Raw genomic sequence first — 14,126 nt, forward strand, 5'->3', positions numbered from 1 at the left:
AAGCGATCAGGGGTAACTGCCCCCGGACTTAAAGCCAGCGCTGACTTTAGCAAGGGGCCTCCTGGGATTAATGTGTGCTGAACGATAATGCAGCCAGGGCACCGATCAATGCCGGCGGCATCACCACCATACCCAACAACAAAAAGCTGATGGCGCTGACATGCTCACCTTCACGGCGCACGGCAATAAGCCAGAGCAAGGTGGCGAGTGAGCCGGTAATCGACAGGTTTGGCCCAAGGTCGACGCCTATCAACAGGGCGCTGGTGGTTTGCAGAGGCAGGTGAACGATATGACCCACGGAACCTGCAATCAGGCCGGCTGGCAGGTTGTTGATCAAGTTGCCCGCAATGGCAACGATAATGCCTGCCCCCAAGTCGCCTTGAGGCTGGAGTGTTCGGCAAAAGACGCCAACGAGTGCGCCAACGTGTCGATCACGCCGGTTTGCGCCAGCCCCTCGACCAACACGAACAAGCCAGCCACCAGCGGCAACACCCCCAGGACACACCTTTGAGCACAGGCATGGGATTAAGGCGTTGACGTAAATGGATGAGACTCGCCGTAGCGACACCGGCACAGAAGGTCGGCAAACCCAGCTGCAGGTCAAAGGCCGACGCCAGCAGCAACAGCACCGCCGTCAGCAAAATGCCCAGAGCCGTCAGGCGAGCGCCGCTTGATAGCGGTTGAAGCGTAATGACCGTTTCCAGCGGCTTGCGAAGGTGGGTGCGTTGGGTGAAGCGCAGCACCAGATAAGTCAGGCCAATTGCCGCGACGGAGGGCAGGCTGAATCGCCAGAGCCAATCCAGCAGGGGCGGCATGTGGCTACCGAAGACCACTAGATTGGCCGGGTTGGAAATGGGCAGGACAAAGCTCGCCGCGTTGGCAATGAAGGCACACACGAACAGGTAGGGCAGGGGTTCTGCCTTGGCGGCTTTGGCTGCCGCGTAAACGGCGGGGGTCAGCACGACAGCGGTGGCATCGTTGGAGAGGAATATGGTGACCAGGGTGCCGACGATGAACACCAGGTCAAACAGCCGCTGCCCCGAACCTTTGGCATGTTGCGCCGCATACATGGCCAGCCAGTCGAAGAGGCCTTCCTGACGCGCCAGCTCGGCGAGCACCATCATGCCGATCAGGAACAGATACACATCCCCGCCCTTGGCGACAGCGGCCAACGCCGAGCTGAATGGAATAAACCCCAGCCCGGTCAACAGCACGGCGGCACTGAGGGCCCACACGTACTCTGGAACACGCCAGGGGCGCAGTATCACCCCACAGATTGCCAAGGCAGCCACGAACCAGATGACAGTGGATGGATCGAGTGATGGCATCGTTTTTACTCAAAATGGGAGGAGGCTGTGTTGCAAGCATGATCAGGGTGAAAACGCCGGCGGGATTTCATCTTCGACAGGGCTGAAGTTATCGCCGGGAAGCGGCAAGGTTTCGGGCATCGCCACCAGAAGCAGAACCAATGCCACCGCCGCAACACCCGCCAGTGTCAGGAACGCGGCACTGTAGCCGGCCTCCTGAACCACGACCCCTGCGAGACCATTACTTAATGCCGCCCCCAGACCGAAGACGGTCGAGAGCGCGCCGAGGCTTACATTGAAGTGCCCGGTGCCATGGGTGAGGTCTTTCACCACCACTGGAAACAGAGCCCCGAAGATGCCCGCACCCACGCCGTCGAGCATCTGCACGGCAACTAGCCAATAGGGGTCGTTGGACAGGGTATAGAGCACGCCGCGCAACGGCAGAATCAGGAACCCGGCGATCAACAATGGCTTCCGCCCCCACAGATCGGCTTTGGCACCCACCAGCAACGCGGCAGGCACCATGACCACTTGTGCCGCGACAATACAGGCGGATGTCAGCGGCGTCGCCATCTGCAAATTGATTTGCGCCAGTTTTTGGCTAACCAACGTTAGCATCGCGGCGTTCGCCAGGTGGAAGAGTGCACAGCAGATTGCAAACAGCAGCAGCGGCTGATTGGTGAGCAGCACGGACAGTCCCGAAGGTCTTGCATGCGCTACATCGCCTGGGTCGAAGCCTCGTGCCAGATCGTGGTCAATCGCCTTTGCCGAAACGAAACTGATCGCAACCACGCTGCCCAGTGCCATGGCCGCCATCAGGTAGAACACGGCAACCGGGCCAAACAGATAGGCAAACCCTCCAGCCAATAACGCTGCACAGGCGTTACCGGCATGGTTGAACGTCTCGTTGCGCCCGGTGCGGCGGGTGAAGGCCCGAGGCCCGGTAATGCCCAGCGAGATCGCACTAATGGCGGGAGCGAACACCGACGCGGCGACGGCACTGGTGGCTTGAGTCAGGGCCACAAGACTGAATGAAGTCACAAAAGGCAGTAGCAGGCAGCTGCCTGTCACCAACAGAGCGGCAATCGCGATGATCGCCCGCTTGCTGTGTGTCTTGTCGATCAGAGCCCCGGCGGGTGTCTGAGCCACGAGCGCGGCGATCCTGGCCAGCGTCATCACCAAACCAATGCTGGCGGGCTCCCAGTGGTGAACCGCCAACAGGTAGATAGCCAGATAGGGCCCGAGTCCGTCGCGCACATCGGCGAGGAAGAAATTGAGCCCATCCAGAGAAAAATTGTTGCGGCGATCTGAGTGAGTGACCACAGGCGGTATCTTCAGTCATCGAGGCCACGCGAATTGAATCAACCTCCGCAAGGCTAGTGACTTGTCGCGCCTGGTTTAAGTTTCATGAGGGGGGCACATCACTATGCAGTGGAGGCAGTAGCTGCCAGCAAGCAATAATCTTTGTCGACCCGCTGGAGGCCCGATTCAAGACCTCCCATTTTTTGCCGGTCAACTCCCGCAAACCTTTAGTCGAGCTGTCATGAATTTACGGCACTGAGGAGGTAATACTTGGGCTGTACCATCACGTAACCCGCCTTGCCCAAGTCCCGGAATGCAGGATCAGGCCGTGCAGTTTTCACTGCGCACGAGCCCGGATATGGGCTGCGTTTCAGTGTGAACAGACCTCTTCACATCTGCGGAGGCCAGTTATGCGACTCGCCCTGACACTCCTTGCACCAGGCATACAGCGCGTCATACATGATCAAACCCTGTGCCAGCATTTCGTGGTCATCGGCATAACGCTGCGATAGCCCCAGTGAAATCGCGTACAGCCCAGCCGATTGCGGCGTCAGATCCAGGCGGGAGGTATCTGCCCCTCGCACGATGTTGGCCAGCTGCTGCAAGGCGGGATCACTGAGCTGGTACTTTTTCAGGAACGCATCAAAGCTGCACAACTCTCCCTCGTGGGTCAGCTCAACACCGGGAATGTCGTAGGGGGCCGCTTCTTTCTCCGCTGCAATCCGCAGCACATCACCGCTGGGCACGTATAAAAACTCAGGCTCTGGATCGATAAAGCGGGTGATCAGCCAAGGACAGGCAATCCGGTCGATCTTGGGTCGTTCACGGGTAATCCACCTCATGAGAAACCTCCTGCCTGGTTTAGTAGGCTGGGTGATCTGGCAGGCCCGGTGCCTGCCAGAGAACGGTTGATCAGTGCACGCTTTCTAGCGCAGCAGATGCACTGCCAAACCCACGAGCGCACAGGCGATCAGTACCTGAATCACGCCACGCTTGAAGCGAAACAAGGCAATCGTGGCGGCAATGGCGATCAGCGCAGAGGGCCAATCGAGGGTGCCGCTGAACCCTGTGGGCCACAGCACGTGATAGCCGAAGAACACCGCCAGATTGAGAATTACCCCAACTACAGCGGCAGTAATCCCGGTGAGCGGTGCAGTGAACTTGAGTTCGTTATGAGTCGCCTCCACCAGCGGGCCACCCGCGAGAATGAACAGGAACGATGGCAGGAAGGTGAACCAGGTCACCAGAGTGGCTGCGACGGCTCCGGCGAGAAATACATGGTCGGTGCCGAACACTTGCAGGACGTAGGCACCGATGAAGCCAACAAAGGCCACCACCATGATCAGCGGCCCAGGCGTGGTTTCACCCAGGGCCAGGCCATCAATCATCTGTGTCGGGGTCAGCCAGCCATAGTGACCGACCGCGCCCTGGTAGACATAGGGGAGCACGGCATAGGCACCGCCAAAGGTCAGCAACGCCGCCTTGGTAAAGAACCAGCCCATCTGCGTCAGGGTACCTTCCCAACCAAAGAGAGTGGTCAAGACCCCCATTGGCAACGCCCACAATGCAGCGCCGATGAGTGCCAGCAACGTCAGTTTTTTCCAGCTAAACCGGGCATGCTCAGGGGGCGGGGTATCATCATCGATCAATGCTGGGCCGAAGGACTTCTTGGCGGCGCTATGGCCCCCGGTTCTGAATTTCTCGGGCGCCAGACGGCCGCCTGCATAACCGATTAACGCGGCTCCCAGCACGATCAACGGGAACGGCACATTGAACGCGAAGATCGCGGTAAACGACGCCGCCGCCATAGCCCACAGCCAGTTGTTCTTCAGCGCGCGCGAGCCGATTCGATGGGCCGCCTGCACGACGATGGCCGTCACGGCGGGCTTGATGCCGTAGAAAAGTCCGGCCACCACCGGCACTTCGCCGAAGGCAATGTACATCCAGGACAGCGCGATCAGGATGAACAGCGAGGGCAGCACAAACAACACGCCCGCGATCACGCCGCCCCAGGTTCGGTGCATCAGCCAGCCGATGTAGGTCGCCAACTGCTGAGCCTCCGGTCCTGGAAGCAACATGCAGTAGTTGAGGGCATGCAGGAATCTGCGCTCGGATATCCAGCGCCGCCGTTCTACCAACTCCTGATGCATGATCGAAATCTGTCCCGCTGGCCCGCCGAAGCTGATAAAGCCGAGCTTCAGCCAAAACCAGAACGCCTCACGTAGGCTGATCGCCTCGGGCCTCGATAGATCCTCTTCAACCGCTGATGCCAAAACCTTACTCATTGGGTTGTTCCTCTTTCACAAACTCGGCGAGCAGACCGTCGAAGATGGCACTGGCAGCGGCCAGCAAGTGGTCGTCATGGGTAATGGTTTCGCGTAACCCTGCCAGCACCCGTTCGATGCCGGCAGCTTCCACTGGCTGAATGCCCCCGATATCGAGGAAGTGCACCAGCGCAGCAATGCGGTCCATACCGGGTTCTTGGAGATCAAAACTGGCTTGTAGGGTTTCGAAGGTGACGCGGTTACCAACATGGCTGAAGGTTGCCTCGTCAAAATCAAAACCGAGGGCGTCGGCTGGGCAATCCTGCGGGCTGTTCAGCCAGAGGATCCGAGCCTGTGGATCAATGAAGCGACGAATCAGCCAGGCACAAGCGAGACGGTCGACCCAGGGGCGCTTGCGTGTTGCCCAGACACGACCCTGATAATCGCCAAGGCTGAGCGCAGCTATTGGCAGGTCCCGGCTGTGTGGCTCGTCCGCTGAAAGGGCTCTGCTAACCGCAGTCTCAAACTCCTGCAAAGCCAAGTCGACCTGCTGTTTCGACTTACCTGGAAAGTAATCGATGTTGGCCAACTGATCGTAGGCTTTGCGCAGCTTGCGAATCTGTTTGGTCGTCGCCAGCGCATTTTCAGCGTTCAGTTGCCCACGGCATTCCTCTATCTCTACACGAAGCTTGCTGTAGTCATCGCTACGGTCGAACAGCTCGGTAAAGCGCTCACCGTCAGGATCGACGACGGGCAAGATGTAAGCGGTGCCATTGATGGCCAGGATGTCGCGTTCGACAGCCGTTAGCGCTTCGCGGCAGATGCGGGTATCAGGCAGCAGGTAGGCACCGTCGCGTAAGACTGCTGCACCGGCGGCTTTCAAGGCACGCCAAGCTCGCATGCGCTCGGTGGCATTGGCAGTGGGTAAGCCGAGAATCAGAGTTAGCCAATTTTTCATGTAGAGTAAGCTATTTAATATGTAGTAACAATTACATTACTCTTGATTATGGCGCTTGGGAAGCAGCCCTTCAGAGCTTGGATTATGTTGAGAACAACTGGAGACGGGTACAAGCAGCGTCAATTGGTGCTGTGCGATGCGGACAGTGCCAGAGAGGCATTTCCCATACCTTGGACGTTAGAGGTGAAGGGTTGCTTTGGGCTGTGGCAGCCATTCGAGACGTGTTCCTTCAGTGGAGGCCAGGTCACTCCCATAGGTGTTGGGGTAAAACCAGCCGAAACACTACGGGGCGACGGTCACTCGGGCTGGTAGCCAAGACTGCTTGGATCAGTGAATGAGAGAGAGGTAGCGTATTTTGGGGGCCGAGGGCAGTGAGCAGCAGGACGGAACCTCTCAAGCAATTCTGCTATCGCGGCGTTCATGCATTAACCCCCGCTGGCCTATTTACCTGCGAGCTGTTTGCTTGCTTGTATAGTTCCATGGTCAGGAATAGATTCGACCTTCAAGGATGCCATCTAGCCATCAGCCAAAGGGAAATTGCCGTGATTTACTCAAGATCGCTCGGTTACAACCTCATCCTTTGATCTCAACGACGTCTATTGCTGTTGGCTAATAGTAATCTGCTAAGACGTTGCGAAGTTGAGTATCAATCCAGTGAGGATTACCGAATGCGCGTGATGATTCTGGATGATGACCCCTGGATATCAGATCTTTTAAAACAGCTTGTGTTGAGCACCCGCCCGGTTGCTCAAGTCGATTGCTTTACCAATGTAGCTAGCGCTTTAGACGCTTGGCAGCCGAGTACCTATCAGTTGGTTATGGCCGATTGGAATCTACCGGACGCTCCTGGCGTCAACCGGTTGCAGAGAATTCGCGAAAAAGATCAAGATACGCCGCTGATCATGGTCACCGGGCGCGCTGATCGAGACAGTGTGCTGGCGGTGAGGTCGCTGAGGATCAGCGCATTTTTCACCAAGCCATTCCAGGTTTCGCGCGTCGTACAATGCCTGGAAGCGCTCCTTCCGCTTGATGTGCGCCCCCGAGCCACCACTATCAACACTGAAGACCTGATCAGCTATCTCAGTGGTTTGTCTGTGGGTGAGTTGGACTTGCCTTTACTTGCCTCGATAAAGGAAAAGCTTCAGCTCTGCTATGGCGGGGCCTTATTGGATCTGCGAGAACTCGCCAATGACTGGCAGCATGATCCGGCGCTGTACGCCCATATGATCGCCGCGGCCAATAGTGCCGCTTATCTCGGGCACAGCCAGCCATGCACGAATTTGAATGCGGCCCTCACTCGGCTAGGCTGGCTTACCAGCGTGAATTTGGCAATTAGCCAGTCCTTGCGACAGACCACTACTCAACCCAACGCTATGCTCATGACATTCGCCCAGGCTCATCTGGATGATGCCGAGCGTTTAGCTGAAAGAGTTGTTCTCCTGGCTCAACAATGTGGTCTGGATCCCGCTCCGCTGGTTCTACGTGAGCTGATAGGTGCTATTTATGCCTTGCCGCCCATGCAAGTCCGCCGCGAACAAGTGGTTATGCGCTTTGCCGCAGCCATGAACAACGGCGAACCCGAAGCAGACATTGAAAGGCTTCAACGATTAGCCGGCCCGACCTGAGCGTATTCGGGACTTGCAGATTGGACATCTCGCGGCCCCCCAACAGGGTTCGAACTTTAATCTTGAAGGCTTCAAGGCCTTCTGCGATGGGACAATGCGGGTGAGAAAGCATAAGTTTTTTGCATTCAACTGGGGAGTAGCTATCACTCTGGCCGTGGGGTTAGGGGCAAGCATTCTGGGTGGCTGGATCCTTGAACGTACCAACGAAGAGCAGGCTCAAGAAGCGATTTCAGCGGCGACCGAAGACGCCGCAGATTTGGTTTTGGCTCGTCTCAATCTTTACCAATATGGATTGCGAGGCGCTCGTGGAGCGTTGCTGACAGCGGGTGAGCATGGCATCAGCCGTGAAGTTTTTGACCACTATAACCAAACGCGCGACCTCGCTGCCGAGTTCCCCGGCGCAAGTGCCTTGGGCTTTATCAGGCGTGTACCGGAACAGGATGAAGGTGAGTTTCTCAAGCACGCTCGAGCCGACGGCGAAGCTGATTTTTCCATTCATCAATTCTCACCCCATTCAGGCGAGCGTTACGTTGTCCAATATGTCGAACCGGTTGAGGGTAACCAGCTCGCCATTGGGTTGGACATCGCTTCGCAAACATCGCGGCGAGAGGCTGCCCAATCCTCGATACAAAGCGGTGCGGCACGGATCACTGGGCCCATCACGCTGATACAGGCCATAGGAAAACCGCAGCAGTCTTTCCTGGTGTTGATGCCCATCTTCCGTGGCGCAGTGACCCCGGTGACCGCTGCTGAACGCGAGGCCGCAGCTTTTGGCTGGAGCTATGTCGTGTTGCAGACAGAGGAGGTGCTCAGAGGCCTGCGTATAGAAAATGAGACGGTGCATCTACGATTGAGGGATATCACCGTCCCTGGGCAAGAGAAACTGTTTTATGAAAGTATCGACGACTCGACCAGCCATGAAACGCTAATGACCCACCACGTGGAGCGAGAGGTATACGGGAGGCGATGGCAAGTTGAACTCAGCGCGCACTCGTCGTTCATCCAGCGCCTGCATCAGGTTTCACCGACGGTGGTTCTGTTGATGGGTGGTTTGCTCACTCTACTTCTGGCGACTCTGGCGGGTGTCGTGAGTGTCAGCCGTCAACGTCGGCGGCAGATATTTACCGAGCAGGCAAGGCTGGCCGCCATCGTCGAAAGCTCGGGTGATGGCATTATTGGAAAAACCCTCGATGGCGTCGTCACCAACTGGAACAAAGGGGCCGAGCACCTTTTTGGTTATACCCCTGAGGAGGCCGTGGGCCAGACACTGGCCAATTTGATTGTTCCGCCGGAGCTTGTCGCTGAGGAAGCTCATATCCTTGCTCGCATCAGGGCGGGTGAGCGTATCAGTAGCTTTGATACCCAACGCCATCACAAAGACCAGCGATTGATCGATGTCTCCGCCAGCATCTCACCCATTTATGGCGAGGGTGGTCGCGTCGTTGGAGCCTCCAAGACGTTAAGGGATATCTCGGCGAAAAAAGCAGCAGAGGCTAGAATTCTCGAACTCAATTCCAACCTTGAGGAGCAGGTTGCGCAGCGAACTTCCGAGTTACGGCACCTCAATCTGTTGTTGGGCACTGTGCTGCGCTCGGCTACAGAGGTCTCGATCATTGCGACGGATCTCGATGGCGTTATTCGTGTGTTCAACAAAGGCGCCGAGCATTTGTTGGGTTATGACGCCGATGAGTTGATGGGTAAAAATACCCCTGCGCTGATCCATGTACCAGAGGAAGTCGCTGCACGTGGCGTTGAGCTGAGCGAGGAGTACGCTCAGGCAATCGACGGTTTCCGTGTGCTTACCCATAAACCTGAGCTTGAAGGCGCAGAAACCCGAGAGTGGACTTACATACGCAAGGATGGCTCGCGGTTTCCTGTCACGCTAGTGGTCACCTCCATGCGCGATGACGACGGGAAGTTGAACGGTTACCTGAGCATCGCGGTAGATATCACCGAACGTAAAGCGGCAGAAAAAGAGCTGGCGGCAAGCCTGGAGACAACACAGAAACAACGCAGCGAACTGATGGCGGTGCATGACCAGTTGCTGATGGCGGCGGAAGTGGCCGAACTGGGCATCTGGTCTTGGACGTTGGCAGACAATGCCTTGAAGTGGAATGACCGTATGTTCGAGTTCTACGGGCAGCCACTGACGTTGCGCAATACCGGCCTGAGCTATATGCACTGGTACTCACGTGTTCACCCTGAGGATGCTGTAGCAGTGGCTGCAAAGCTGAATGCCGCCGTCGAGGGGACTGATGTGTATGACACCATTTTTCGTGTCGTTCGCCCGGACGGCCAGATCCGCTTCATACATGCAGGCGCGCAGGTCGAACGCAGTCCAAACGGTGCAGCTTTGCGTGTAACGGGTATCAATCGGGACATCACTGTCCAACGCGAGCTAGAGTCACATCTGCTTTACGCCAAGGAACAGGCCGATGCAGGGAGTGCGGCCAAGTCTGCCTTCCTGGCCAACATGAGTCATGAAATACGCACACCGATGAACGCCGTGTTGGGTATGTTGCAGCTGGTGCAGAACACCGACCTGAATGGTCGCCAACTCGATTATGTGAGCAAAGCGCAGACCGCTGCGAAATCACTACTGGGTTTGCTCAATGACATCCTCGATTACTCCAAGATTGAGGCGGGCAAGCTACAACTTGATGTGCACCCGTTCGAGCTTGAACCGCTCATGCGTGACCTCGCCGTAGTGCTGGCAGGTAACCAGGGCGAGAAGGAGGTTGAGGTCATGTTCGACCTGGACGCCAATTTACCCAACGACCTGATCGGCGATAGCCTGCGACTGCAACAGGTACTGATCAACCTGGCGGGTAATGCTCTCAAGTTCACCCTGGAAGGCCAGATCGTGGTCAGCGTTGAACAACTGAAGCGCACGGAAAATGCTGTGAGCTTGCGCATCGCCGTTTCTGATACTGGCATCGGTATCAGCCCCGAACAGCTTCAGCGCATTTTTGAAGGCTTCACTCAGGCCGAGGCTTCAACTTCCCGGCGCTTTGGTGGCACAGGCTTGGGTCTGGTGATCTGCAAGCGGTTGGTCGCCTTGATGGGGGGTGAACTTCAGGTGGAGAGCCAGCAAGGTGTAGGGAGTCGTTTCTGGTTTGATATCACTCTGGATGTAGCGCCGACGTCATTGCTGAGATCCGCCTGTACTGGCGTCGATGTGTCCTTACGGATTCTGGTCGTCGACGACAATGCCATGGCGGGTGAATTGCTGTTGCGAACCGTTCATGCATTGGGATGGAAGGCTGACCGCGTGAGTGGCGGCACGCATGCGGTGGAATGGGTGAGGAAAGCCCAGGCGCTAGGTGAAGCCTACGACGTAGTGCTGATGGACTGGCGGATGTCTGATATGGATGGGCTGAGCGCTGCGCAATTGATCCATCAGCAGGGCAACGGTGTGCCACCTCCGATGGTCATTATGATCACTGCTTACGGCCGCGAAGTATTGGCCGACGCCCACCAGGCGGGAGACGCCCCCTTCGTGGGGTTTCTCACCAAACCTGTCACTCCCAAGCAGCTAGCCGACGCTGTTCAGCGAGCATTCAACGGCAAAGGCCTTCTGCATTCCCGCCTTCCCCGGTCAACGATTGACAGGCCACAGCGTCTGGCGGGGCTGCGGCTATTGGTGGTGGAAGACAACATGCTCAATCGCCAGGTCGCCGATGAGTTACTGACAAGAGAAGGTGCTCAGGTAACGCTGGCCGAAGGCGGGCTGGAAGGTGTGAGCAAGGTGATGAATGAGCGTGTGCCCTTCGACGTTGTATTAATGGATATCCAGATGCCGGATATTGATGGCTTGGAGGCGACTCGTCGCATTCGATCGAATCCGCGCTTTGCAGCGTTGCCGATTGTGGCGATGACCGCAAATGCCTCCAATACCGACCGTGAAGCCTGTCTTGCTGCGGGGATGAATGATCATGTCGGCAAACCTATAGACCTGGAGCAACTTGTCGTAACGCTGCTCTTTCAAGCGGGCCGTGAAGATAACCAGGTATCTTTAACCCTGGGACACGTCACTACAGGAGAAGGCGTTATAGAGTCTCGTACATCAACTATTGACCGCTTTGGTGGTGACCTCGATTTGATCCGCAAGGTGCTACGTACCTTTGGCCCGGAGATGGAAAAACAGCTTGTCCAGTTGCGCGATCAGATCCAGCGACAAGATGCATCAGGGGCCGCTTTTGTGCTCCACACCATTAAAGGTAGCAGCGGCACTATGGGTGCCAAGGCCGTGTCGCTGCTGGCCGGCAACCTGGAGCACAGACTAAAACACGGAGATGCAGAGTCTGTAGTGAGCCTCTTGGCCGACCCAACATGGTTTGACGAGTTGAGCAGGTTACTGCAACAAAGTCTTGAGCAAATGAATGTCGATTTTGGCCAGAGCCCGTGTGTAAAAAGTAGTGCTGACGAAGATTCCATGGCGCCGGCGCAATGGAGAGAGTCCCTAGAGGAGATTTTGCTGTTGTTGGAAGCGGGTAACCTTCAAGCCATAGCGCTGGCAGACGCGTTGGCGTCAAAAACGCCGCAATCCCTGCGCCCACAGTTCGACGAGCTTATTGACAGGGTGCAGTCGCTAGACTTTTCCGCTGCGATGCCGATTGGTCGTGACTTGTTGAGATCCGCCTGATGGAACAATCAATGGAAACCTGGCTACCTCATTCTTTTAACCGTCCAAAACTCCTTATCGTCGATGACCAACCGACTAATATCCGGGTACTTCATGAGCTATTTCGTGAGGACTGTGATGTGTTCATGGCCACCAGCGGTGAGCAGGCAATCAGCGTATGCCAGAGCCAACTACCTGATTTGATTCTGCTGGACGTGGTCATGGAGGGCATGGACGGGCATGAAGTATGCCGACGACTCAAGGTTGACCCCGTGACCCAGGGCATCCCCATCATCTTCATTACTGCACAACAGCAGGAGTCAGATGAGGAACTAGGCCTGGGGCTTGGCGCGGTGGACTTCATCAGCAAACCCATCAATCCCACCATTGTCAGAGCGCGTGTGCGAACACATCTAACCCTGAAACTACAGAGCGATCTGCTGCGTTCCATGGCGTTGATGGATGGTCTTACAGGAGTGGCCAATCGACGCAAATTTAATGAGGACATATTGGCGGATTGGCGTCTGTGCTTTCGAGAGCAAAAGCCGCTATCGCTCATTTTGGTGGATGTCGACTATTTCAAACGCTACAACGACCAGTACGGACACCAGGCTGGAGATGGCTGCTTGAAATCCATTGCTCAAGCGTTATCTGAAACGGTTAGACGACCCTACGACCTGGTCGCTCGGTATGGTGGCGAAGAGTTCGCCTGCGTTCTGCCCAATACAGTGCTTTCGGGGGCGGTCGAGATTGCAGAAAGAATGCAAGAGCGTGTTCGGGCATTGGGCATCGAACATTCTGCTTCTGATGTAGATCGTGTGGTGACTATTTCTTTGGGCGTTGCAACATTGACACCCACTGGTGATCTTGAATTCCAAGCTTTAATAGAAGCTGCGGACAAGCAACTCTACGAAGCGAAGAGCGCGGGCAGGGCGCGGGTATGTTCATCTCCAATGTCGTCCAGTTAAGAGTTTTCCCCGTTGCTGATTGCATTTTGGGTTGGAGCTTACTTCCGGCAGCAGTGCGCTAGAGGGAGCGCCTAATTAACTCGTAAATCAATGGATAATCGCCATTACCTTGCTTTATGTAAATTGGCGATCAGAGCTAATGCATCTGCCCTGTTTGCTGCTTGGCCTTGGGTCGCTTTGGGTCGAATGCTGCCTTTCGCGAAGGACTGCAATCGACCGAGGCGGAGTGAAAACGTTTTAGAGCAGGTTTGAGGGTCAGAATCGGAGCGAAAATCGCGCGCCTGCGCAAATTTCAGGTCTGCTGCATAACCAAACACTGGCGGATTTTACATAGCGGGTTTTTACACAGCCTGGGCCGATTGTTGCCTGTCGTGACTGACCGAAATCGACCCAGAGTTGCCGGTGGGTGAGTTTGCAGCTCCAGAGATAACCAAAGCAGTGCCTTCATCAGTCGCGACAAATGGCCTTAAGATAATCGAAGACAGGAAGGGACATCTCGACTAAAGGACGTGACATTTATGGAAATTCCCTTTTCTCAAATCAGCGAGCGTTTGAACAATCGCCGATTTACGGTAGCGGACAACACACACGGGCTATCCGGTGCAGGCACTGTATTTCATTACCATGTCGAGGCAGACGCTATTTCGGGCACTTACCAAGGCGGCCGGATCCGCATGGGTAATCAAGTCGGGCGCGTGACCGGCCCCGATACCATTGAGCTTCTTTATCAGTGCTTAACTACCGATGGTGAGATTCTTGCCGGCTGGTCTCGTGGCACGGTAGGCGTTGATCATTCAGGACGTACCACTCTGACTTTCGTATGGGGGTGGTTGTCGGGCGCAACGGGAGGTGGGGAGTCGAGCTACGTCGAACTCGCACTATAGCGGCTATCTATCGACAATCGATCCATGCGGTGTATTACCGCAACTCGCAGTTGGCGTTGCGCATTCAGTGTTTTCTGGATTTCACCCTAAAGAAGCTGGCGGTATGTGCGGCGCGAGTCTGACATCACCCTTTACCCATTCTTTACCTGTCCTTGCGCCACGTTCGCCAGCGGGTCGGTTAGGCTGCTAGCCAT

8 protein-coding genes and 2 pseudogenes are annotated in these 14,126 nt (G+C 56.1%); 5 read left to right on the forward strand and 5 right to left on the reverse strand.

Translation table 11 applies throughout. The features are described from left to right. Positions 1-67: 67 nt before the first annotated feature. The 5 genes and pseudogenes from JFV26_RS32930 to JFV26_RS32950 all read right to left on the reverse strand — a co-directional run bounded on the left by JFV26_RS32930 (position 68) and on the right by JFV26_RS32950 (position 5,831). Positions 68-1,328: pseudogene (locus JFV26_RS32930) on the reverse strand (arsenic transporter). 42 nt (positions 1,329-1,370) lie between these two features. Continuing rightward, positions 1,371-2,630, reverse strand: a complete 1,260-nt coding sequence (locus JFV26_RS32935) for an MFS transporter (protein ID WP_201197664.1) — start codon at positions 2,628-2,630, stop codon at positions 1,371-1,373. Between the two features lie 368 nt (positions 2,631-2,998). Then, a complete protein-coding gene (locus JFV26_RS32940) occupies positions 2,999-3,451 on the reverse strand; it encodes a chromate resistance protein ChrB domain-containing protein (RefSeq protein WP_201197665.1) in 453 nt (150 codons plus the stop codon). Between the two features lie 84 nt (positions 3,452-3,535). Beyond that, positions 3,536-4,894, reverse strand: coding sequence for a chromate efflux transporter (chrA, locus tag JFV26_RS32945; protein ID WP_201197666.1), 1,359 nt, complete (start codon positions 4,892-4,894; stop codon positions 3,536-3,538). After that, positions 4,887-5,831: a chromate resistance protein ChrB domain-containing protein gene (locus JFV26_RS32950; protein WP_201197667.1), complete on the reverse strand. Its 945-nt coding sequence runs from the start codon at positions 5,829-5,831 to the stop codon at positions 4,887-4,889. Before JFV26_RS32950 ends, chrA begins: the two co-directional genes overlap by 8 nt. A 668-nt stretch (positions 5,832-6,499) precedes the next feature. On the opposite strand from JFV26_RS32950, the gene JFV26_RS32955 reads away from it, so the two are divergent. From JFV26_RS32955 to JFV26_RS32975, 5 genes and pseudogenes are all read left to right on the forward strand, one after another. Then, positions 6,500-7,456: a response regulator gene (locus JFV26_RS32955; RefSeq protein WP_201197668.1), complete on the forward strand. Its 957-nt coding sequence runs from the start codon at positions 6,500-6,502 to the stop codon at positions 7,454-7,456. A gap of 94 nt (positions 7,457-7,550) precedes the next feature. Further along, positions 7,551-12,101: a PAS domain-containing hybrid sensor histidine kinase/response regulator gene (locus JFV26_RS32960; RefSeq protein ID WP_201197713.1), complete on the forward strand. Its 4,551-nt coding sequence runs from the start codon at positions 7,551-7,553 to the stop codon at positions 12,099-12,101. Further along, on the forward strand, positions 12,101-13,048 hold the full coding sequence (locus JFV26_RS32965; protein WP_201197669.1) for a diguanylate cyclase: 948 nt from the start codon (positions 12,101-12,103) through the stop codon (positions 13,046-13,048). The genes JFV26_RS32960 and JFV26_RS32965 overlap by 1 nt, the downstream gene beginning before the upstream one ends. Positions 13,049-13,566: 518 nt before the next feature. Further along, positions 13,567-13,932 (forward strand): hypothetical protein, encoded by a 366-nt coding sequence (locus JFV26_RS32970; RefSeq protein WP_201197670.1) that lies wholly within the window; start codon positions 13,567-13,569, stop codon positions 13,930-13,932. Positions 13,933-13,940: 8 nt separating this feature from the next. Continuing rightward, positions 13,941-14,054: pseudogene (locus JFV26_RS32975) on the forward strand (LysR family transcriptional regulator); the annotation flags it as partial. Between the last annotated feature and the right edge of the window lie 72 nt (positions 14,055-14,126).

It is taken from the genome of Pseudomonas sp. TH31 (genome assembly GCF_016650815.1).
In the GTDB taxonomy this organism is placed as follows: domain Bacteria; phylum Pseudomonadota; class Gammaproteobacteria; order Pseudomonadales; family Pseudomonadaceae; genus Aquipseudomonas.

Excerpts from the sequence above, each read along its gene's own strand:
- JFV26_RS32950 (WP_201197667.1), bottom strand. The coding sequence starts at position 5,831 with ATGAAAAATTGGCTAACTCTGATTCTCGGCTTACCCACTGCCAATGCC.
- JFV26_RS32940 (WP_201197665.1), bottom strand. The coding sequence starts at position 3,451 with ATGAGGTGGATTACCCGTGAACGACCCAAGATCGACCGGATTGCCTGT.
- chrA (WP_201197666.1), bottom strand. The coding sequence starts at position 4,894 with ATGAGTAAGGTTTTGGCATCAGCGGTTGAAGAGGATCTATCGAGGCCC.
- JFV26_RS32955 (WP_201197668.1), top strand. The coding sequence starts at position 6,500 with ATGCGCGTGATGATTCTGGATGATGACCCCTGGATATCAGATCTTTTA.
- JFV26_RS32965 (WP_201197669.1), top strand. The coding sequence starts at position 12,101 with ATGGAACAATCAATGGAAACCTGGCTACCTCATTCTTTTAACCGTCCA.
- JFV26_RS32970 (WP_201197670.1), top strand. The coding sequence starts at position 13,567 with ATGGAAATTCCCTTTTCTCAAATCAGCGAGCGTTTGAACAATCGCCGA.
- JFV26_RS32960 (WP_201197713.1), top strand. The coding sequence starts at position 7,551 with ATGCGGGTGAGAAAGCATAAGTTTTTTGCATTCAACTGGGGAGTAGCT.